This is a genomic window from Salinispora fenicalii (genome assembly GCF_000514815.1).
In the GTDB taxonomy this organism is placed as follows: Bacteria; Actinomycetota; Actinomycetes; order Mycobacteriales; family Micromonosporaceae; genus Micromonospora; species Micromonospora fenicalii.
This window is the reverse complement of the sequence record NZ_AZWQ01000026.1, coordinates 1-22354: the sequence shown is the minus strand read 5'-3', so window position 1 is coordinate 22354 and position 22354 is coordinate 1. Positions and strand designations below refer to the sequence as shown.

At 69.7% G+C, this 22354-nt stretch carries 13 protein-coding genes and 5 pseudogenes; 2 read left to right on the top strand and 16 right to left on the bottom strand.

All coding sequences use genetic code 11. The features are described 5' to 3' along the window. Positions 1 to 32: 32 nt before the first annotated feature. The 8 genes and pseudogenes from B116_RS0114535 to B116_RS0114505 form a co-directional block, all read right to left on the bottom strand. A complete protein-coding gene (locus tag B116_RS0114535) occupies positions 33 to 1565 on the bottom strand; it encodes an ABC transporter substrate-binding protein (RefSeq protein ID WP_027660493.1) in 1533 nt (510 codons plus the stop codon). 113 nt (positions 1566 to 1678) lie between these two features. Then, positions 1679 to 2001, bottom strand: a pseudogene (locus B116_RS28300) (hypothetical protein); the annotation flags it as partial. Between the two features lie 175 nt (positions 2002 to 2176). Next, complete coding sequence (locus B116_RS0114530) at positions 2177 to 4222, bottom strand: hypothetical protein (RefSeq protein ID WP_027660492.1); 2046 nt, start codon at positions 4220 to 4222, stop codon at positions 2177 to 2179. Next, positions 4219 to 5352, bottom strand: coding sequence for a VWA domain-containing protein (locus tag B116_RS0114525; protein WP_027660491.1), 1134 nt, complete (start codon positions 5350 to 5352; stop codon positions 4219 to 4221). Before B116_RS0114525 ends, B116_RS0114530 begins: the two co-directional genes overlap by 4 nt. Beyond that, complete coding sequence (locus tag B116_RS0114520) at positions 5349 to 7628, bottom strand: DUF5682 family protein (protein ID WP_027660490.1); 2280 nt, start codon at positions 7626 to 7628, stop codon at positions 5349 to 5351. The genes B116_RS0114525 and B116_RS0114520 overlap by 4 nt, the downstream gene beginning before the upstream one ends. After that, entirely contained in the window at positions 7628 to 8764 is a 1137-nt protein-coding gene (locus B116_RS0114515) for an ATP-binding protein (RefSeq protein ID WP_027660489.1), read from the bottom strand. Before B116_RS0114515 ends, B116_RS0114520 begins: the two co-directional genes overlap by 1 nt. Continuing rightward, a complete protein-coding gene (locus B116_RS0114510) occupies positions 8761 to 12408 on the bottom strand; it encodes a DUF4132 domain-containing protein (protein ID WP_027660488.1) in 3648 nt (1215 codons plus the stop codon). The genes B116_RS0114515 and B116_RS0114510 overlap by 4 nt, the downstream gene beginning before the upstream one ends. A gap of 359 nt (positions 12409 to 12767) precedes the next feature. Continuing rightward, positions 12768 to 13163: a cupin domain-containing protein gene (locus B116_RS0114505; protein WP_027660487.1), complete on the bottom strand. Its 396-nt coding sequence runs from the start codon at positions 13161 to 13163 to the stop codon at positions 12768 to 12770. A gap of 51 nt (positions 13164 to 13214) precedes the next feature. Between B116_RS0114505 and B116_RS0114500 the strand changes: the two genes are divergently transcribed. Both B116_RS0114500 and B116_RS29015 read left to right on the top strand, forming a co-directional pair. Further along, entirely contained in the window at positions 13215 to 14207 is a 993-nt protein-coding gene (locus tag B116_RS0114500) for a GlxA family transcriptional regulator (protein WP_027660486.1), read from the top strand. A 125-nt stretch (positions 14208 to 14332) separates the two neighbouring features. Further along, positions 14333 to 14431: pseudogene (locus B116_RS29015) on the top strand (IS5/IS1182 family transposase); the annotation flags it as partial. 25 nt (positions 14432 to 14456) lie between these two features. On the opposite strand, the gene B116_RS0114495 reads toward B116_RS29015, so the two are convergent. The 8 genes and pseudogenes from B116_RS0114495 to B116_RS0114460 form a co-directional block, all read right to left on the bottom strand. Continuing rightward, positions 14457 to 15902: a glucose-6-phosphate dehydrogenase gene (locus B116_RS0114495; protein ID WP_027660485.1), complete on the bottom strand. Its 1446-nt coding sequence runs from the start codon at positions 15900 to 15902 to the stop codon at positions 14457 to 14459. 197 nt (positions 15903 to 16099) lie between these two features. Further along, positions 16100 to 16405, bottom strand: a complete 306-nt coding sequence (locus B116_RS0114490; protein ID WP_018723490.1) for a hypothetical protein — start codon at positions 16403 to 16405, stop codon at positions 16100 to 16102. A gap of 92 nt (positions 16406 to 16497) precedes the next feature. Further along, entirely contained in the window at positions 16498 to 18477 is a 1980-nt protein-coding gene (gene nhaA, locus B116_RS0114485; RefSeq protein WP_027660484.1) for a Na+/H+ antiporter NhaA, read from the bottom strand. A gap of 180 nt (positions 18478 to 18657) precedes the next feature. Continuing rightward, the gene (locus B116_RS0114475) at positions 18658 to 20250 is read right to left on the bottom strand and encodes a GGDEF domain-containing protein (protein ID WP_027660483.1); all 1593 of its coding nucleotides are present in this window, start codon (positions 20248 to 20250) and stop codon (positions 18658 to 18660) included. Between the two features lie 246 nt (positions 20251 to 20496). After that, positions 20497 to 20658 (bottom strand): annotated as a pseudogene (locus tag B116_RS29010) (type II toxin-antitoxin system RelE family toxin); the annotation flags it as partial. A 9-nt stretch (positions 20659 to 20667) separates the two neighbouring features. Further along, positions 20668 to 20834: pseudogene (locus tag B116_RS26715) on the bottom strand (prevent-host-death family protein); the annotation flags it as partial. A gap of 917 nt (positions 20835 to 21751) precedes the next feature. After that, positions 21752 to 21995 (bottom strand): annotated as a pseudogene (locus B116_RS27510) (type II toxin-antitoxin system RelE family toxin). Further along, a complete protein-coding gene (locus tag B116_RS0114460; RefSeq protein WP_188116001.1) occupies positions 21992 to 22291 on the bottom strand; it encodes a type II toxin-antitoxin system Phd/YefM family antitoxin in 300 nt (99 codons plus the stop codon). The pseudogene B116_RS27510 and the gene B116_RS0114460 overlap by 4 nt, the downstream one beginning before the upstream one ends. Positions 22292 to 22354: the final 63 nt, after the last annotated feature.

The window sequence follows — 22354 nt, the reverse complement described above, 5'->3', positions numbered from 1 at the left end:
TCACCGAGCATCACCAGCAAGGTTCCGCCACCTCACTGAGCAAGAGCGACGTCGCGGAACCGGATCGCCCGGTCGGCGCGGACCTCGTAACCGCTGACCTGCGGCGACCAGCCCTGCACCACATCCGGGTTGTAGAGGTAGAGGTAGCTGGCATCGTCGACGATCTGCTTGGCCGCCTGCTCGTACTGCTGCTTCCGCGCGGCCTGGTCGGTCTCGGTCCGGGCCTGGTCGAGCAGGTTGTCCACGGCCGGGTTGCGGTACCCGTGGAAGTTGAAGGTGCCGTCACTGTGGTGCTGGGCGTAGTAGAACTCGTCGGGGTCGATGTTGCCCAGCCACCCGAGCATGAACGAGTCGAAGTTCCCCTTGCCCTGTTCGTCGAGCCACTGGGCGAAGTCCAACGTGCGGATCTTGACGGCGATGCCGATCTCCTTGAGCTGAGCCGCGATAACCTGTGCCGCGGTCACGGTCTCCGGGTACTCGTTGGTGACCATCAGATCCATGGTCAAGTCGGTCCCGCCGGCCTCGGCCAGCAGCTGCTTCGCCTGCGCCAGGTCCTGCTGGTACGGCGCGTAGTCGTAGTAGTAGGTGCTGTCCTTCGGAATGGCGGTCTGGTTGACCGTCGCCAGCCCGAACTTGGCGGCCTTGGTGATCGCCGCCCGGTCGAGCGCGAAGGCGACCGCCCGGCGCACGTTGACATCGTCGTAGGGCTTGCGAGCCTGGTTGAGAGCCAGATACCAGTAGTCGCTCGACGCCGCGGAACGCACGACGAGGTCGTTGTCCTCATGAAGCGCCGACACCTGCTGCGGCGGCAGGTTGTCGGTCCACTGCACCTCGCCGCTACGCAGGTTCTGCAGCGCCACCGTCGGGTCCTGCACGAAAGTGAAGGTCACCCCGTCCAGTTTGGGCTTCGTGCCCCAGTAGTTGTCGTTGCGCACCAGCTTGATGCTGTCCCCGGCGCTGTAGGAGGAGACGGCGAACGGGCCGCTACCGATCGGCTCCGTCTTCACCGCACCTGATTCCACGTTGGACTTCTTGACGATCGCCATCCCCTTGAAGCCACCGAGGCTGGCGAGCAGGTTCGGGGTGGGTGCGGTCAGTTGCACGACGACAGTGCCCGGATCCGGGGCCGTCACTGACTCGACCGTGGCGAACCGGTACGCGGCGTTCAGCTCCTCGTCGATGATCCGGTTGTACGAATAGACCACGTCCTCGGCGGTGAGCGGGGATCCGTCGCTGAAAGTCACCTCCTCACGGAGGGTGAACGTCCAGGTCAGTTGATCATCGCTGGTGTCCCACTCGGTCGCCAGGGAAGGCTTCATCACCAGGTTCGCGTCCGGCTCGACGAGCGTGTCGTAGACATTCTCGAGCACCTGGAAGCTGGGGTAGGCCGAGGTTTGGTGCGGGTCCAGCTGATCCGGCTCCCCGCTGATCACGGCGGTGAGCACCCCACCGGCGCCGGCCTGTCCCCCGTCGACCTCGACGCCCTCCCCGGCGCTGCAGCCCGCCAGCAGACCGAACGTCAGGACGAACGCGACACCGGCCCCCCGGAATCTCTTGCTGGACAATGGTCCCCCCTGTGGACTCTTCCCGGCAAAGTGAACGATCATGTGAGTCTCACTCCCGAGCCGGACCATGTCAAAAATATTGGGCTCAGAGCGACCGGCAACAGGCGTCGTTTGAGTCGGCGGGTTGTCGGTCGGGTGTTCCAGCGGTAGAGGGTGCGGGCTCGTTGGACGAGTTGACGGATCGTGACGATCGCGGCGGTCGGGTACAGGTAGAAGTCGATGATCGCCGCGTTGTGGTCGGATGCCGCCCTTGCCGCGGTCGACCGGGGAACGGCTGGCCCGATCACCGCCGCAGGGTGCCTTGGTGATGGCGCCGTCGGCGCTGACGTCGGCCAGGTCCAGGCCGATCATCCGGGTCATAGGCGTCCAGGGCCAGTTCGTGCAGTCGTTCGCCCAGGCCGGCCTTGGCCCACAGGTGCAAGCGCCGGCGGATCGTCCGGTCGGGGGGTTCACGCCGACCGTCGCAGCTTCCTCGGCTCCAGGCGATGCTCCGCCCGACTCGCGGCGTAGCACATATCTGCACCCTTCGATGAGTGCCGCCGGGCGTTGGGACAAGGCTTGCCGCACGGTCCGCCGATGAGCGGGGGAGGCGGTCACGCCTCGGACTCGCATCAACACAGGTCGAGGGCCACCTCTACGCGCAAGTACGCGTCCACCCATGCCTGCACCGCGTCTTCGCCGGGGTCCGCGCCGAGCGTCCCGGCGAAGCCGTCAACGGCGCTCGCCACCCGCCGCAGCCCCACCGTCGTGAGCTCGCGGGCTGCGCCGAGCAGGCGGTCGGGGTAGGTGGTCGGCAGGTGCAGCAGCCCCTGGTGAGCAACAGTGGTGAGTAGCGTCCGGGATCCTTGCAGCGCGGCGACCAGCGGGCTGGGCTCGTCGCCGCTGTCGAACCCGAGGTGACTCGCCACCGAAGGCGCCAGGTCCGGTACGACCATCGCACCCTCCACGGCGAACGCCAGAGGATCGATCACCACTTCGCCGGCGGAGCGGTGCACGATCCCGCTGACGAATTGAACCCGGCCGTGCTTGCCGGTGAGGGCCGCCATGACCGCGTCGAGTCGGCCGGGCGCGGCAACCGTGTGGGTGGCGGTGACGGTGGCGCGGGTGCCGTGCGCATCAACGATGACGGCGTCGAGGCGTTGCTGACCGGGCGAGTAGTTGACGGTCAGGACATCGCTGACCGCCACGGCGCGTACCAGCTCGGCCTCGATGCGGGGCCGGACCATCCGCGGTGGTAGCGCATCGAGCTCGACGCCGAGCGCATCGATGTCCCGCACGACGAGCGCCTCGGGTAGCGCGTCCCAATTCCCCTGTGACGGGTTGATTGTGGTGTGCGCGACCCGGCTGGTGGCCAGCCGAACAGCGCGGCTCGCGCTGCGTACGGCGGACTCGGTCATCACGTTGCCGGTGGCCAAGGCATCGACGGTGGTTCCAGCGATGCGTCGGCGGGCCAGGGCGGCGCCGTCGGCCTCTCCGTCCCAGCTACGGCGTAGCACCAGCACCGTGGCCGTCTCGGCGTGCGCATAGAAGATTTCCACCGTACGCTGCTCGCCCACCGCCGATACCCGGCAGCCGAGGGAGTCGAGCCGTAATCGGCGAAGGGGGGTTTCGGCTGTCTCGTCTGTGCCGAGCACCAGGGCCCGCAGACTGCCGCCGCCGTTGCAGACCGCTCGGTGACGGGCATGCAGCTCCAGGATCAGCCCGGCCAGCGTGTCGGGCCGGTACCGGGCACTGCGTTCCCGGTACGCCGTCAGTTGGTCGGCCAGGTCGCCGAGGGCAAGCAGCGGCCAGCGCAGTCCGCCGGCGTCCAGGGCCTGTTGCTGCTCGGCGACAGCCGCCGCGATACCGGTTCCGACGTGCACGGCGCCGTCGCGCAGCACCCGGTCGGCGAGCAGGATCGTCGCCTCGAACCCGGAGCCGCTGCCGTCGTCGTTGGCCGGGCCACCGACCTCGACCCGGGCCTCGGCCAACCCGGGCGCGCGTTCGTCCGCGATCCGGAACGCCCACACCGCGAGTGCTACCACGTCGTCGCGGGTGCCGGCGACGGCGTCGGTGTGTACGAACCCGAGGTCGTGGGGGACGAGGAAGCGTACGGTGGTCGAGCCCAGTTCGACGGTGGGGATGGGGTCGGTGGATGTGGGACGGCGTACCCGGGCCAGGAATCCGGCGCGCTCCACCCGCCGGGCGGCGGCCATCAGCCGGGCGCCGATGCGGCTGGTGAGCTGCTCGTCGGTGAACGCACCCGGTGACCACGGGTCCGGGGCAGTGCCGGTGCTCGGCGGGGTGGCGGACGGAACGTCGATCGGGGAACGCGGTGCCGCCGGCCGCCGGGGTGGCTGTGGGCCGGGGTCGGCGAGCGAGCTGGCAGCGGATTGTTGCCGCTGGTAGGCGAGGATGAGCCCGATGAGGTGGCGGCAGACCGCGGTGGCGTCGCAGGAGCAGGCGCCAGCGTCCAGGCCGCCGGTTGGCAGGCTGGCTGCGGTGCCGTCGGGGAAGGTGCTGCGCACGGTGCCGTCACCATCCACGGTGACGGCCGGCGCGGCCTGGTCGAGCTCCTTGATGGCCCGCTTGACGAGCCCTCGGTTGGTCAGGGCGGCCAGGGAATCGGGCGTCAGGGCCAGCAGGTCGCCGCGGGGGGTGGCGGGGGGTGCGCTCATCGGCCCACCTGCTCGGCGACGAACGTGGCGAGTTCGCCCGGCGTCATCGCGCCGACGGACGCGCCGACGTCGGCCAGGCGTTGCGCGGCCGCCCGGTCGTACACCGGGGTGGCCTGTTCGTCGAGCGCGGCCAGCCCGAGCACCTTGGTGCCCTGCTCAACCAGGCCACTTACGGCACGCACGAGCCGCTCCTCCGATCCGCCCTCGTAGAAATCCGTGATCAGCGCGACGATGGCCCGCCGGGGCTGCTCGATGAGCTGCGCGGCGTAGTCGACCGCGCGGCCGATGTTGGTGCCTCCGCCGAGCTGCACCTTCATCAGCAGCTCGACCGGGTCGTCGACATCGCTGGTCAGGTCAACGACGTCGGTGTCGAAGGCGACCAGGTGGGTGCGGACGCCGGGCAGTCCCCACAGGCAGGCGGCGGTGACCGCGGAGTGGATGACCGAGTCGGCCATCGACCCGGACTGGTCGATGAGCAGGATCACCTGCCACTGGTCGATGTGCTGGCGGGTGCGCGAGAAGAAGTACGGCGTCTCGATGAACAGCCGCTGCTCGTCGGGCCGGTAGTGGCCGAGGTTGGCGTTGATGGTGCGCCGGACGTCGAAGTTGCGTGCCTGCCGGAACCGGCTCGGCCGCCGGGCCCGTGCGCCGGTGAACGCCACCCGCACCTCGGTCGCCAGCTTGTCCATGAGTTGGCGGATGACCGCTTCGACGATGCGCCGAGCCAGCCGCAGGACCTGCGGGTTCATCAGGTGCTTCGTGCGCAGCACCGCTCTGAGCAGGCTTTGGTTGGGCTCCACACGTTCCAACACGGCGGGGTCGGTCACTATGTCGTGGATCTCGTACCGCTCCACCGCGTCGCGCTGCAGTCGTTCGATGGTTTCGCGGGGGAAGAGCCGGGTGATGTCGTCGAGCCAGTCCACTGTGGTCAGCGTCGAGGGACCGTCGCCGCCGGGCCGGCCGCCGGCGCGGCGCACGCCCCGGCGATCGAGTTCCTCGTCGCGGCCGTACAGCCATTCGAGCGCGGCGTCGCGGGCCGCGGTTTCGGCCGCGAGCGATCGGCGACCGAGGGCGGCGTTGCCGGGCTCGCCGAGCACGAGCCGCCACCGTTCCAGTTCGGGATCGGTCACGTGCCCATCAGTCCCTCCCTGGTGAGAAGCGCGTTGACCCGCTCGTCAAGGTCGCGGCCGGCCGCGACCACGTCGGGTGCGATGGGCAGCCGCAGCAGCGTCCGGCCCGACCCGGCGACGCCGCGTCGGGCCAGCACGTGCCGGGCGATCGTCTCGCGTTCCCGGGGTGGGAAGTACCCGAACGCCTGGCGCAGCGCCGGCAGGGCGACGAGGAACTCCTGCTCACCCATCCCGCTGAGCAGCTCGTCAAGCAGGTCGAGGACGCCGTCGGCCGCGAGGACCTCCTCCCGGGCCAGCGCGAACATCCCGGCGAGCCAGTCACCGACCGACCCCGGGACGAACGCGCCGCGCACGGCGCGAACCGGCTCGACTTGGGCGCCCAGCGACCAGGCGAAGCCGAACGCCGCCCCGCGGAGGTCCGGCGGCACGTCCGCGTTGCCGGCGATCCGAGCTGCCACGGTCAGGGCCGCTTCGCGGTCGAGCCCGAGCGCGGACCGGGCGTGCACGAGGGCATCGCGGACTGCCACCAGCGCGTCGATCCGCGCCGCCTCGGCTGGCGTCGCCCCGCCGTAAACCCCCTCGGCGAGCCACAGGACGCGCTCTACCCCGGCCTTGACGACCGCGCCCAGCATTCCGGTGCGAGCGGTGCCCAGCAGGTGGTCGTGGCGCCACAACGCGAGGACGACCGCCAGTACCCGGCCGACGGGTCCCACCTCGGGTGCGGCGGCGACCGCCCCGATGATGTCGTGCAGCACCCGGTCGGATACCTGCCCGCTGCCGCACAGGGCCGTGTCGAACAGGGCGGCGGCCAGCTGGTCCATGTCACCGCGGGCGGCGGCGATCCGATCCGCCAGCACTGCGGCCGCTACCTCATCGAGCGTCCGGCCGTGGCCGCCGCCCTCGATGAGGGCCGGCAAGCGGTTGTCGTCGACCCGTACGCTCCACTCCTCGTCGAGGACCGGGTCGATGCCGGTGGTGGGGCCGGCGTGCCGGGTGAAGCCGGGGATCCGCAGGACTCGCAGCCGGTGCAGGATCCGGCTGCGCTCCAGGTCGGTCGGGTCGGTCAGCTTCAGGCGTATGTCGCCGGGCCGGTCGAGCCCGTGCCGCTCCAGATCGGCCTCGGCGTTGTGCACCAGCGGTGGCAGTGGGGTCGACGGATGCAGCCGGCCGACGCGGTCGCCGCTGAGAGCGGCGACCATCTCGACTATCGCAGGATGGGTGCCCGTGCGCAGGGTGCCCCGGGTCGACCAGGGCAGGGGTACGTCGAGCGCCTCGTTGACCAGTGCGGCGGCCAGTCCGTCCAGGACATCGACCCGGGCGAGGTGCCGGTGGCCGCGTACCCGGGCCAGCCCTTCCGCCGAGACTCGCGCCGCGATCAGGTCCGCCGTCGACACCGTCTGTCGCCGTTCCCGCAGCCGCCCGACCACCGCGGCCATCAACTGGTCCGCGGCGGACTCCGGCCCGGTATCCCAGAGCCGCTGGTAGTAGTCGGGCGACGGCATCCCGGACTGGTAGCCGTCGAAGGCGTCGAGCCGGCGGAACGAGTACGGCACCAGGTAGCTGCCGCCGGCCGCTGTCGCCGGGAGCTCTGGTGCCTGCGGCCAGGTGGGGTCGACCGGGGAGGGGGCGCTGTTGGTGGTGGCGCTGAGCTGGATGAGTGCCGGCCGGTGAAACCCGCCGGTGACGACCACGACCGGTCGGTCCCCGGCGTCGGCGACGGCCGCCCGCACCCACTGGGCCATGTACGCCTCCCGCTCGGCGTCCTCCGGACCAGCCGTCGACTCGCCGCGGACCAGGTCGAAGTAGACTGCGAGCCGCTCGGCGAGGCCATCGGCCGGGGGGACCTCGAACAGGTGGTCCCACAGCGTGTCGACGTTGTCGGCGGTAAACGTGCGGCACAGCGACGCCACCACGTCGGCGTACCGCTGCTCAGCGTCCGCGTAACGGTTACGTCGGCCAGCGAGCGCGGGATGCCAGGCGGGCAGGTCGATGAAGCGCAGCTGGGCACCCACCTCGCGGCCCGTGGTCAGCGCGACCCACTCCGGGGAGTACGCGCAGAACGGCGCCCAGGAGGCATGCTGCCGTTCCGCGTCGCGGTAGCTTGTGAAGACCGCGACGGGCAGCTCGTGGCCGAGTAGCAGTTCGTCGAGCCGCCCGTTCATGTCGACTGGTCCTTCGACCAGTACGTACGCCGGTCGTAGTGCCGAGATTGTCTCGGCGACGAGCCGGGCGCAGGCCGGGCTGTGGTGGCGCACGCCGATGAAGGTGGCTCCCATCAGCCGGGCAGCAGGTGCCGGGCGATGTGCAGCTCCTTCCACTGCCCGCCGGAGCGCCGACTGGCCTGCTGCTCGAGATAGCGCCGCAGCCGGGCCAGGTCGTCGGGGTTGTCCTTGGCGGCCGTGCCGGCGAGGCACGACACGAGATCGGCCGCCGTGCCTGGTTCGCCCCGCAGGAACCAGCCGCGTAGCCCGACGGCGTGGGCGACCGACACCGCCTCAGCGGTGCTCATCACGGCTGACAGGCGCTCCATCGCGTCGCCGCGGGATGTCTGGCCGATACGCAGCTCGCGGAAGGCGGTAACCAGTACCTCGAGTACGTCGCGCCGTGGCTCGACCGTCACCCCGGAGCGACGTAGCAGCTCACCCGCCTCGGTGACGACCAGCGCCAGTTCGGTGTCGAAGTCGGCGATCGGGAAGACCGTCTCGAAGTTGAACCGCCGCTTGAGCGCAGAGCTCATGTCGTTGACACCACGGTCACGGGTATTGGCCGTGGCGATGATGTTGAATCCCTCCTGGGCGAAGACCATCGCGTCGTCGCCGGTCAGCTCCGGCAGCGCGAGCACCCGGTCGGACAGCGGCGACAGCAGGCAGTCCTGCACCTCCAGGGGACATCGGGTGATCTCTTCGAACCGGACCACCCTGCCCTCCGCCATGCCGTGCAACAGCGGCGCCGGCACCAGGGACCGCCGGGACGGGCCCTCGGCGACAAGCAGGGCGTAGTTCCACGAGTACTTGATCTGGTCCTCGGTTGTCGCCGCGCCACCCTGGATGGTCAATGTGGAGTTTCCGCTAACCGCGGCGGCCAGCAGCTCCGACAGCAGCGACTTGGCGGTGCCCGGCTCGCCGACGAGCATGAGGCCGCGACTGGTCGCGAGGGTGACCAGGGCGCGGTCGATGAGCGACGGGTCACCGACGAACTTGCGACGGATGCCGGCCTGCTCGTCACCGAGAATGAACCGCCGTGCCGCCTGCAGGCTCAGCGCCCAGCCGGGCGGCCGCTCCGCGGTGTCCTCGGCGCGCAGCCGCGCCAACTCGTCGGCGTAGCGCACCTCGGCCGGCGGCCGCTGCGCCTGGGGCGTAGCGCCGCCGTCGGCGCGCACCGCGCCGGCCGATCGCCCGTTAGCCACGCTCATGCGGTGATCTCCTCAAGGTCACGGATGATCTCGGAAACGGTAACCCGGTCCAGGTCGCCGAACGACACCACCCGTACGTTGTCCCAGTAACTGTCCTGGGCACGCCGCACCCAGATCTCGGTGAGCTTCTGGTCAACGAACTCGCCGACCAGGCCGACGGCGATGCCTGGGTCGAGCCCGATCACGACGGCGCCCCCGCCCGGCAGTTCGCGCTCGACATACTGGACACCGCCGTCTCCCGGTGATGTCCGGTGCCACCCACGGCGCTCCAGGCCGAGGAGCTTGCCCACGTGCACGGTGATCCCCTCGAACCGAGTCAGCCGGTGCGCTGTCAGCTCCGTCTCGACCAGCGTGTGTACGTCCCGGCCGAGCTGCGGGAACGGTTGCAGAATCTCGTAGTCGGCGAACACCTCGCCCCAGGCGGCCACGGCATCGGCCAGCTGCACCGGGTGGGCGACACCGACCACGGCGTCGTCGGGAAGCGAGACCGGGTCGTCATCCACATCGGCGAACGTCCGGTCTTCGGCCACCCGCAGGGCACCGACCAGCTCGCCCCGATCGTCGTAGCGCCCCCACACCAACCGCCGTACCAGGTGCCACACCAGCGGGTGCCCCACGAAGAGCTGACGGAACTCGGCGCCGGTCCACCGTCGCTGCGTCACCATCGCCTGTTCCAGCCGGCGGATCTGCTCGCTGGCGATGGTACGGACGTCCTTCTTCAGCCCAGTGAACCGTCGGTAGGCGGCGGGCGCGAGGGCAGCGTCATCCTTGACGCCGGGCTTGGGCAGATCCTTGCGCCGCTTGCCGTCAGCGTCGCGCACGTACGGTTTGAGACGCTCGTCGAAACCCACCACGAACCGCCGCGGGCCGTAGTCGAGGGTCAGGCTGCCCGCCGCGTCGAGCCCCAGGTCCGGTACCAGCCGGTCGGCGAGCTGATCCGGTGCCAACCCCAGCCCCGCCGCGACCTCGCGCATCTTGGCGTTGGCGCGTTCTTTGAGGCCCTTGAATTTCACCTTCTGCGCGATCCCGTGCAGATGCATCAGCGCCACGTCGGTGCCGATCGCGGCGAGTACATCGAGGCCGGCGACCGCCCGCGTGTGACCGCCCTCGCCGGGCCAGGCCCGGATCACCGGCGCGAGCCGGCGCACGGTGTCGTCGTCGCCGACGAGCCCGAGCGCGTCGAGCACCCAACTCTCCTTCGACGGGGTACCCGCGGCCTGCCAGTTCTGGAACAGCGCCCAGGCGAGGTCGGCGAGGCTGCGCGGCTCGCAGGCGTCCTTGACGACCGCGACACCAGCGTACGGATCGCCGTGGCGCGACATCGCGAGCATGGTGATCACGTGGCCGGCGGCCGGCAGCGGCAGGACACCTGACCCGTCGCGCAACTGGACGCGCGGCAGCAGGCCCGGATCTGCCCAGTCCGGCAGCTTCGGGATCCTTGCCGGCAGCACGTCGAGCGGGTCAACGGCCAGCAACTCGTCGATCGCCTCAGCCGCCTCTGCTCCGTACTCCTTCGCGGCCGTGCGGATGTCGTCGGCGTGCCCGCTGCCAGCCAACGCCCACAGCGCCCGCTCGGCCTGACGCCGTGCGGCTCCGGGCCGGCCCAGCGCCGGCGGGACCAGTGCCCGGGCGGCCACCGCGGTATGCCGGGTCAACCAGGCATGGACCGTCGCCCGGGTCGACTTGAGCCGGCCAAGCCAGTCGACCATCAAGACCGCGATCTCCGGGGCCGCGTACGGCAGCAGCGTTCCGGCCATCGTCACCGGGCTGCGCCGGGCGGCGTCGAGGGCGGCAGGTAGGGCGTCGAGTTCGAAACGGCCCACCACGATGCGCATCCACGACCCGCCGTCCCACAGGTCCTGCGGACGCCAGCCGCTGATCAGCGGGCGGGCGATCTCGTCGGACGCGCGAACAAAGAAGTCAGCCGCCTCCCACCAGGTCGCCTGGCCGTCGCGCACCCGCGCCGTCAGCGACTCCCAGCTGCGGTTGCGATTGGACCAGGCCCGGTGGTGGCCGCTGTCGTCACGCCACGCCTCGCGCTCGCCAGCGCCCCACACCATCGTCGGCTCGTCCCGGCACACCAGGCCGTCGACGACGATCGGTCGGCGGGCCGGCCGCTTGCCCATCCAGGGCGGACGGACGAGCAGGTTGGGAAGAACTTCCGCGGATGCCTCGGTGACCGCGACCGTCGCCGCCAGGACGGCGCGAATCCGTCCCGCCGTGTCGTCCGGCAGCGTCGGGAGCATCCGCTCGGCCAGCTCGGGGTTGGCGAGCACGTGCGCCCGCAGCAGGTCACCCACACCGCGCTGCCGGCTTCCCGCGAGCAGCCGAAGCCCACGGACGGGAAACCGTCCGGCGGCGTCCAGCAGGGCAGCTGGCACGTACTTCTGGTCGCACCGGTCGAGCAGCAGGTGGAACGCCTCGTCGCCCGGCAACGCGGCCAACGCCGCGAGCAGCCTGCGTTTAATGTCGGCATCGGCGTACGCGTCGTCGAGCCAGGCGGCGAGCGTGGGTGCCGCGGCCGGGCCGGCACCGGCCACGAACGAGTAGAGCAGTGCCGCCGACGGGAAAACAGAATGGTCCTGGGCGTTGTCAACGGCCTGGGCGACGTGCGTCGGGGAGGTCACCACGGTCAGGAGGATCGTCGCCAGAACCCGGTTGCCGGCGGCGGAGACGGCCGCGACGGTCTCGTCGTGCCAGTCGGTCTCGGTGGGTGCGAGAAACGCCGCCGCCACCCGCTGGTGCAGCGTGCCTTCCCGGAACGGGCCAAGGGCCGCCAGGGCGTCGGCATACCGGTCGTCCGGTGCGACGGCGAGCGCGGCTCGGACCCGTCCGGCGATCGTCAGCCCGGGCTCGTGCACCCACCACGATCGAATCTCGTCCGGGTGCAGATGGCGAATCGGGGTGGCTCCCGACTGGTGGCGGCTGCCGCAGTTCCAGCCCAGCGACAGCAGCTCGACCGCCGCCGCCACGGCAAAGCGAAGACCGTAGTCGGCCAGCCACAGGTCGGCAAGCCCCCGCGGTTCGTCCCGCTCGCGCCAGGTGAATCTGTCCACCACGGCGGCGGCGACCGCCGCCGCCCCCAGCGGAGACGGGCTTCCAGCCAGCTGCTGGAGGCCGGCCGCGGCCACCTCCGGCTCGGTCTGGGTGTGCCGAAGGGCCTGCTCGATGTGCCCGGAGAGCTTGTCAAGCAGCGCCACCCCCTTGGCGCGGGAGGTCAGGTCGGGCTTGCGCACCGCCGCACCGGCAGCCCCTCGACGGGGGAAGAGGTTGCGGCGCCACGACGGCGGCACAACGAAGGTGTCCTCGCTGACGGCAGGCGCCGCGGAGGCGGCGACCTCTGCCGGGGCCGGCTCATCCTCCTGGTTGACCCCGACGACCGTCGGTGCCGCCGCGACCGGAGTGGCGGCTGACGGTTGCCCCGGGGCGTTGCTCGATTCGAGGTACCCCTCACGCAGCTTCTCCGCGATCAGCTTGTCGACGTAGACGGCGGCCGCGTCCTCGGTGTTCAGGGTTTCGGTGGTGGTCTGGCCGGTCGTTCCGATCCGGCCGTACCGGACGACCACCTCACGGCCGTCGCAGGTGATCTCCCAGAACTTCGGGGACCCACCGCCTACGAACTCCAAGCTACGGGTGCTGCCCACTCACGAACCTCCTGCTCGAACGAACCGGTCGCTGCCGGGCCACGCGGTGTGTGACAGCGTGCACTAGCCATCGGCGCGGCTGGCGACACCATCAGCGCGATCGCACCCCCTCTGGCGGGGCAACGACGGAACCATAGCGGTGGCGACCGACGGAGTCCCAACAGCACGGGCCGCGCGGTCCTCCATATGGCGGGAGCGGCAAAGTGGGTGGACAGCAACGGTTGGTGGACGAGGCGCGGAAGCCGACGGCCGCTTCGTACCACCTCGCGCCTGCCGGACCGCCAAGCCTGGCGGTCCGGGCGCAACGTGTCGCGGATAGCTGGATGACCTACACCGTGAAAAGCGGCGATGCCTGGGCCTCAGGAGTCGAGGAGGTGTCCCGTCGTCGCGTCGATGTGATTAGGAATCTCGTCATGGCGATCGCCGACTGTCGGCGTTCCTGTCGGCTCGAACATCAGGATTGCCGCGCCGGCGGGAGCGTACGGCTTGTGCTGCGTACCCCGTGGGACGGTAAAGACCGAACCCTGCGCAAGCCGGACCGTGCGCTCCCCAGCCGGCTCGCGCAAGGAGATGTGTAGCTCCCCGTCGAGGACCAGGAAGAACTCGTCGGTGTCCTCGTGGACGTGCCAGATGTGCTCGCCCGAAACCCGCGCGATGCGCACGTCGTAGTCATTGACGCGAGTGACGATACGGGGGCTCCACAGCGCGTCGAAGGAGGCCAGGGCCGCACTGAGGGCGATCGGTTCATGGCTCATGCGGAAATCATCCTCCGTTGACCAGGTCGGTGTGGGTGCTATAAATAGCGCATGTCGCAAGAATCCTCGCAGCCAGTTGCTTCGACGCAGCCCCACCGCGTCGTCGTCATCGTGGACGAGAACTCGAACCCCTTCGAGCTCGGCTGCGCAACCGAGATCTTCGGCCTGCGTCGACCCGAGGTCGGCCGCGATCTCTACGATTTCCGTCTCTGCTCGCCCGGGCTGAGCACATTGATGCGGGACGGCTTCTTCACCTTGACCGGCGTCCACGGTCTCGAGGCGGCCGACACGGCAGACACCTTGATCGTCCCGAATCGGCCTGACCCTGACGTGCCCCGCCGCCCTGCTGTACTCGATGCCATACGGCGGGCGCACGCACGCGGTACGAGACTGGTCGGATTCTGCAGCGGCGCTTTCACCCTTGCCGAGGCCGGAGTGCTCGACGGGCGACGGGCGACCACGCACTGGCAGTGGGCGGACTCGTTCCGGGACCGCTTCCCCGCCGTCCGACTCGAAGAGAACGTACTGTTCGTGGACGACGGCGACATCCTCACCGCTGCGGGCAGCGCGGCCGCCCTCGACCTCGGGCTGCACATCGTCCGCCGAGACCACGGCGTGCAGATCGCCAACCATGTCAGTCGACGGTTGGTCTTCGCGGCGCACCGCGACGGTGGCCAGCGGCAGTTCATCGAGCGGCCCACGCTCGACATTCCCGACGAGTCCCTCGCGCCCACCCTGGCATGGGCCCAGGAGCGGCTCGACGCGCCATTAGCCGTTGCTGACCTGGCGAGGCATGCCTCGGTCAGCCCGGCGACGCTGCACCGCCGTTTTCGAGCGCAATTGGGCACAACGCCGCTGGCCTGGCTCACTCGGGAACGCCTCAACCTGGCATGTCGGCTGATCGAGCAAGGTGAGTCACGCCTCGAGGTGGTCGCGCGGAACAGCGGGGTCGGCACCACCGCCAACCTGCGTACATTGATGCGCCGCGAGACGGGGCTAGCTCCCTCGCAGTATCGGCGCCGGTTCAGCCTCGGAGCGGTCTAGCTTAGAGCGACCGGCAGTAGGTATCCAAGATCCGCCGGTACTCCGATGTAGCAAACAGGCACCGGACGTCGATCATCAGAGTTGTCTACGCTCAGTGATCGATGGAGTCCCGTGCCTGCCTGCACCACCGCCGCCGAATCCCGGACCGGGTCGTGTTCAAGCACGTCATCGCCGCACTGGTCCACATTGCGGTCAGCCCACCGCCACGTCGAGCATTGCGGCGCAGTCGCTGCGCCGGGCATTGGCGGGTCAGCCCCCGGTCGCCACGCCCGGCACCGGGATCAGCAGGGAATCCTCTGGGCCCCAGCTGCCCGCCGGGTACTCCCGCAGCGGCACCGCCCCCGCCCGCCAGCATTCCAGCACCGGCGCGATGATCCGCCAGCAGTCCTCGGCGGTGTCCCCCCGGACCGACAGCGTGGGGTCGCCGTCGAAGGCGCCGCGAAGCACCTCCCCGTACGGCGGCAGGCCCCCCGGGCCGAAGTCGGCCACCAGGTGCGCCTGGCCCAGTTCCAACGGGTTCCCGGGGCCGTTGATGTTCACGTCGAGGCCGAGCCGGTCCGGGCCGAAGCCGATCCGCAGCCGGTCGGGCTGGTCGTACCCGATCAGGCCGGATGGCACCCGGGGCGGTTGCTTGAACGTGACCACGGCCTCCTTGCGGCGAGCCGCGAGCCCCTTGCCGGTACGCAGTCGGAACGGAACGCCGGCCCAGCGCCAGGTGTCGACGCAGAGGACCACCTCGGCGAACGTCTCGGTGCCCCGGTTCGGGTCAACGCCGGACTCGTCGGCGTACCCGAGCAGCCGCTTCCCGTTGACTTCCCCCGCCGCATACCGACCCCGACGGCTCCACGTCGCCGGGTCGTCCGCCCACACCCGGGTGGCCCGCAGCACCTGCGCCTTCCGACCCCGCAGGTCTCTGGCGGCGAGGGTGGGCGGGGCGTCCATCGCGATCAGCGCGAGGACCTGGAGCAGGTGACTCTGCACCATGTCGATGAGCGCGCCGGCACCGTCGTAGTAGCCGGCCCGCCCGGCCAGTCCCAGTGTCTCGTCGAAGACGATGTCCACGCAGGCCACATGCGTGGAGGTCAGCATCGGCTCGAAGATCCGGTTGGCGAAGCGCAGCCCGAGGATGTTCATCACCGTGGACTTACCGAGAAAGTGGTCAATGCGGTAGACCTGCTCCTCCGGTACCAGCCGGGCCAGCACCTCGTTGAGGGAGCGGGCCGAGACAGCGTCGGTACCGAAGGGCTTCTCCAACATCAGCCGGGTGCCCGGTGGCACGCCGATCCGGGTTAGCGCAGCGGCGGCCTTGGCAGTGATCGCCGGCGGCAGCGCGAAGAAGATCACGAGTTGGTCGTGACAGTTCGACAGCAGCCGGCGTAGATCCTCCTCCTTCGTCACGTCGGCGGGCAGATAGCAGGTGGTGCGGACCACCTCCTTGACTCGGGGACCGGTCGCGCCCGCCGCGGCGAAGGCGTCCGCCACCCGGCGCCGCCAACGCTCGTCATCCCAGTCGTCCACGCCGCTGCCGAGCAGGGTGAGATTCGGCCGGTCACCCGTGGCCACCAGCCGACCCAGGCCCGGCAGCAGCAGCCGGTCGGCCAGATCACCGGACGCCCCCAGCAGGAGCAACGTCTGGGGGTGGCAGTCCCCTCGATCGGCGGGGTGACCAGCGGCGTTGGACTGCGAGGTCGTCATACCCCCACCATGCCCTGCCGGGCCGGTCGACACGGCCCGGTTCGGCGGGGACCGCCCGCCAGTCACATCGCGGGCTCGCTCCGGCCTCCGGCTCGACGGGGTTCCCGGGCTGGGCTGAGCACGCACCGCCCCCGGCCGAACAGGCTGGTTCGGCCCCGGGGGCGGTGCGCCCTTACTCAGTAGTCAGCAGTCGGCAATCAGCGCTCGGTACGGTCGGGGATCTCGGTGCCCGACTCGCCCGGCCAGGCACCGATCGACTCCTCAGCGGCCCGTCCACCAGTGCTCTCGTCGCCCAAGGTCAGATCACTGCGGGGCAGGCCGGCGAGCCCGGCCGGATCCCGAGTCGGCTGCTCGGCCGCATCGCTGTCCGGTTCGGCCAAGCCGGCCCGGCGTAGCATCTCGACCAACTCGTCGTGCGGCATGCGTTCGGTGTCCGCTATCCCGGCGCCACGCGCGATGGACCGCAGGGTAGCCAGATCCTGATCCGCGAAGGTTTCGGCCATACCGCTGACTTCCCCGACGGGTCGACCAGAAACCTTCCCGCCCCGCCGCCCACGGCTGTCCGCATCCGTCACGCCGTCGGCACCCGCCCCGGTCACTCTGCCGGCCGGGACTCTGAACTCCCCGGTTCCGTGTCCGGCCGCTCCGGCCCACCCTCGCGTCGGTGGCCCGGTTCCCGGCCGCCCTCGGGGCGAAGCCGCGCGCTGGCGAACGCCGCCGTGACCGCCGCGGAGAGCGCCTCGATGTTGTACGGGCCGTGGTGTCGGCGACCGTTGACGAAAAAGGTCGGCGTACCGGAGACGCTACTCAGATCGGCCGCGTCGACATCCTCAGCAATCCGGGCAGCGCCGCGACGATCGGCGAGGTGTTCGCGGAACCGGTCCAGATCAAGGTCGAGTCGTTCGGCGTACCGGAGCTGATCGGCAGGGCGCAGCTCACCCTGGTGCGCCAGCAGCAGGTCGTGCATCTCCCAGAAGGCCCCCTGCTCCCCCGCTGCCTCGGCGGCCTCGGCGGCCACCTGGGCATTGGGATGCACCTCGGTGAGGGGTAGGTGCCGCCAGACGTACCGGATGCTGGTGAACTCGGCCAGCAGCTCCCGGACCGCCGGCTCGGCCTGCCCGCAGTACGGGCACTCGAAGTCGCCGTACTCCACTACTGTCACCGGTGCCTCGCGGGGACCACGGATATGGTCTCGATCCGGATCGACCGGGACCATCAGGTCGATGATCCCCTCCGCGGCGCCCAGCAGCGCACGGGCCCGCCGCGCCGGGGCAAGCCGGGCGGCGAGGCGGAACACCAGCCAGGTGGTGAGGGACGCGCCGACTGTCGCCACGAGAATGCCGACCTTCGCCTCGTCGAGGGCGGGCCCGTGGAGGGCATGGGTGGCGATCAGCAACGCGATGGTGAACCCGATACCGGAGACGGTGCCGACTCCGATGATCGCGGCCCAGCCGACCGGTGCCCGGAATCGGTTCTGGCTGAGCCGGGCCACCAGCAGCGAGGCGACTACGATTCCGGCCGGCTTGCCGACCAGGTAGGCGAAGAGGACGCCGAGGGTGACCGGTGAGGTCACCGCCCGAGCCAGCAGGTCACCGTCGACCACCACGCCGACGTTCGCCAACGCGAAGAGCGGCACGATCAGATAACTGGCCCAGGGGTGGTAGATGTGTTGCAGCCGGTCGTTCGGGGACAGCGCCGCGGCAAGCCCGTCTCGGACCGATCGCGCCAGTTGCGGGCTGGGTTGCTCCCGGAACAGCCGAAACCGATCGGCTGCTTGCCGTAGCTCGGTGCGGGCGGGGACGTAGGCGTAGGTGAATAGCCCCATCACCAGACCAACCACCACGGGGTCGACCCCCGATTCCGACACCGCCAGCCACGCCGCCACCCCCAGCAGCAGGTATCCCGGCCCCCACCGCACACCGGCCGCACGGATCAGCAGGACAAGCGCGAAGATGCCGGCTGCGACGAACAACGCCGTGGGCGACGGGTGCTCCGGGTAGGCGATCGCCAACACCGCGATCACGATCAGGTCGTCCACGACGGCGACGGTCAGCAGGAAGTTCCGCAACCGGTCGGAGAAGCGGGGGCCGAGAACGGCGAGCATGCCCAACGCGAGCGCGGTGTCCGTCGCCATCACCACGCCCCAACCCATAGCCGTCGGCTTCCCGGCGTTGAACGCCAGGTAGATCGCGATCGGCGCCAGGATGCCGCCGATCCCCGCCAGCAGCGGCAGCATCAACCGGCGCCGCTCCCGCAGTTCGCCCAGATCGAAGTCGCGCCGTACCTCCAGGCCGATTACCAGGAAGAAAAACGTCATGAGTCCGCTGTTGACCCAGAACCGCAGATCGTGTGCGACCTGCCAGTTGCCGACTTGGACAGAGAAGGTGGTGCCCCACAGTGACTCGTACGACGACTCGTCGAGGTTCACCCACACGAGGGCGACCACGGCGGCGGCCAGCAGCACCCGCGCGCTGCCGGTCTCGGTGTGCAGGAACGCCCGCAGTGGGGAACTGCGCCGGCTGGCCCCGGTGCTCCGGGCGGACCACCGGCGCCCACGAGGAATTTCGCCCGTCACGTGGGGATCCTCCCCCACCTACTCACGGGCTGGCCCGGATATCGGCAGCCACCGCGCCCATGGGGGCGGACATCGTCACGCCGACGCGGCCGAACATCGTCACGCCGACGCGGCCGACCACCGTCACGCCCGACGAGGCCGACCCTCATCGCCCCGACGCGGCTGGAGTCGCTGCCGAGCTCAGGTCGCGACGTGCCCGCGGCTCACCTGGTTGCCGCCGGCCCGCTTCGCGGCGTACATCGCACGGTCGGCATCAGCCAGCGATATCCCGAGCGAATGGGCGGCACCGCTGGCGACCCCGACGCTGACCCCCGTCCGCCACGGCGTCAATCCGCCCACGGCGGAAACTGCCCGGAGGGCAACCTGTTCCGCGGCGGCGCAGTCGGCACCGGGGAGGATGGCGACGAACTCGTCGCCGCCCAGCCGGGCCACGAAGTCGCCCTTGCGGACGCTGGCTGTCAGCGCCTGCGCCACAGCGCGCAGCACCTCGTCGCCAGCGGCGTGCCCCTGGGAGTCATTGATCCGCTTGAAACAGTCAATGTCCAGGGCGAGCACCGCGACCCGGTGGTCGTCGGTCGTCCCCGGGGCCGCCAGGTCCCGCAGGAAGGTGTCGAGCCCACGCCGATTCGCCACCCCGGTGAGCGGGTCGGTCCGCGCCGCCCGCTCCGCCTGCTCATGCTGCCAGCGCAGGAGGTCGTACGACTGCATCGTCACCGCCGCGTGCAGCCAACGGTGCCGTTGGCGCCACAACAGCTCGGCGAGCGTGTCGCCGTAGGTGAGCCCCGGCCCGGCATCGCGTGCACCATTCTTGGCCAGCAACACCGCGTGCGTCCGGTGCAACGCCGCCGACACCAGCCAGGCGACGTCGGATGACAGGTCGACGACAGCCTCCTCGATGACGCGCAGGGCTTCGTCCAGCCGACCGGAGCGGTTGAGCGCGACCGCGTGAAAAGGCCGGCACAGCAGTACCTCCGCCTGCTGCGCGGGCACGCCGAGGGCCTGGAGTTGGGCGATGCACCGAGGGATGTCATCGGCCGCGCCGGTCGGATCCCGGCCTTCGGCACGCGCGGACGCCGCGAAGAGCAACCCCAGGTGCCGCCACACCTCCGCCTTCGGCCCGGAGGCCTCCGCCGCCGCCCGTACCGCGTAGTCCTCGGCCACCGTGAGATGCTGCTCCGCCTCCGCCACCTGGCCGACCTGGTACAGCTCCAGGGCCCACATCAGGTTACTTTCGGCGAGGTTGCACAACCACATCGCCCGGTTGCCGTTGTCCGGGTACGTCGTCTGAAGGGTGGATTCGTACGCCGCCTGGAACTGGGGCTCGGCCAGCTCGTACAGACGCAGCTGCGCGTACCCGATCGCGATCCCGGTGTGGGCGTTGCCCGCGATCACGGGGTCGGGTTCACCGGCGAGCAGAGCGGTCTCCGCGGTGACCAGATCCCGGAGCACCGCGACGATGTCGTGCTCACGGATGTCCAGGTCGCCGAGACGCAGCCGCCGGATGGCACGCAGCGACAGCGCGCACGAACGCCATCCCACGCTGTGCTCCCGGTCGGCGGCGGCCAGCATCAGGTCGGCTGCGGTGACGGCGCCCCGCAGGTCACCCAGTCGGGTCAACGCCACAACGCGCGCGAAGTGCATCGCGGCTGGGCCGTCGCAGATGTCCCCGGTCGGTGTCCGCAGCGCGGACTCGGCGGCCACCAGCACCTGGGCCGCGCCGCCGGCCTGTGCCTCCTCGAGGAGGCACAGGGCCCGGAGGGTGACGTCGTCCATCCGGTCTCCTCAGAACAGCACGATGCTAGCGGCAACGACCACGTTTTGGCACCGCAACCATGATCCCGTCGACCCGGGCGTCGTGCGTGACCGGTTCGCGGTCGAGCGACGTCAGATTCCCGTCACCCGGTGCCCGGCCTCGACAAGTCGTACGACGGCGCCGCCGTACGACAGCCCGATAGTGGCCCTTGGCCCCGGAGCTCACTACGGCCGGACATGACGCCGAGCCTGGGCGGCACCATCACCTCACGAGTAGACGTCCTTGCGGCGCCCGACGGCGTGGGAGGTTAGCTCAGCGCCGTCGAGACGGTAGAGGACGCGGTAGTCACCGACGCGCAACCGACGCCCGGATCCGTCTCACATCTCAGTCGAGTTCTGCGGCGCAGGGTCGGACATCAGACCGAGGATCGGAGCCCTTCACGCCGCCGCACCACCGGCCCGGTCGGCCAGCAACGCCTCTACCTCACGAGGATCACCCCAAGCGACTTAAGAACCGCCGACAGCGGCACAAACTGACCCTCAGACCGGGAACGGGCGATCACTTCAGCGTCCCGGCGGTCCCGGAACGCCTCGATCTCCTCCCAGCGGATACTTGCCCACAGTCGCGATCGCGCCCCCTTTCATTTATTTAGATAAGGGCCCAGGTCCTGACAGCAACCTCCGCGAACAACCACCACCCAAGAGCACAAGGAAGCAGCGCGAATACGTTAGGTAGCGACGCGCTATCCCGTCATACAGCCATGAAAGGCCATTCTCTGCCGCGCCACCAAAGGCACTCCAAGGCAATCATGTAACCGCCTCCAATAGTGACCGCACCGCCCTTGGAGCACGAGAAGAGCCACTACTTCTTGGAAACTGTCGAAGTCCCGCCCGACATAAGGGAGAACATCCGGGCAAGTACCTTTCGAACATCTGGATCTCGATCGAGTCGCTCCAGCGATTCGAACCTTGCCGGATCAATATCCATTGTGGCAACTCCTCCGGCGCCTCCATCATCCAAGGTCGAAAACAACAGGAGGCATCGGTAGGCGCGCACAGCCCCTCCTCGCTCCTCCCGCAACAGCGACTGAACGACAATGAAGTCCTCCTTAACCTGGCTGCGGAGCGCGTCTACCGAGGTCCACCGGGTCGCCCATCCTCGACCCTCCGCTTCCAACTGAATCTCAATCAGCGTATCGAAGCTGATCTGACAGACCCGAAATTCATGGTCGGTAGAACGAATAACAGGCATTGGGCGCCACCCTCCGTCGTAGACGTCGATGCGGATTTGTGTCTTCGGGCCGATTCGCCGTCACTGATCCTTCGCTGAAGTTCGTCCAAGCGGTGGCGACCTCCAAGAATACTCCCGTCACGGGAGCCAAGAATTCCATCACCATCTGCGGGATTGTTGATCCCATCCAAGAGTTCCTTGTTGCTCAATTCCTCGGACACCGCGGCGACGCCGGTGAGTGGTGGTCCTTGGCCGTGAGCCCATTGCAGCCGGATAGGGACGCGGGACGGCTCATGAGTAGACGTCTTTGCGGTGCCCGACGGCGTGGATGGTCAGCTCGTTGCCGTCGAGGCGGTAGAGGACGCGGTAGTCACCGACGCGCAATCGGCGCCCGGATCCGTCGCGCATCTCGGTCGAGTTCTGTGGGCGCGGGGTCGGAGACCAGGCCGAGGATCGCGCTCAGGACGGTCAGGAAGACGTTGCGGGGCTGCTTGTGCAGCCACACCAGCACGTCCCGGTCGATCTGAACCTTCACGCCGCCGCACCGCCGGCCCGGTCGGCGAGCAGCGCCTCCACCTCACGAGGATCCACCCCAAGCGACTCCAGAGCCGCCGACAACGACACGAACTCACCCTCGGCACGGGACCGAGCAATCACCGCAGCGTCCCGACGATCCCGGAACGCCTCAATCTCCTCCCACTCGTCAATACCCACCAGGACGGCCACGGGCCGCTCGTACTTCGTGATGATCACCGGCTCACCAGTGCGCTCAACCCCGTCCAGCACCCGACCCGCGCCATCACGGAACTCCCGCAACGTAATCCTCGTCATGCACCACACCGTACCATGCGGTACCGTTTGACATGAGAAGAAGCGGCGCAGCCCGAGACCCCG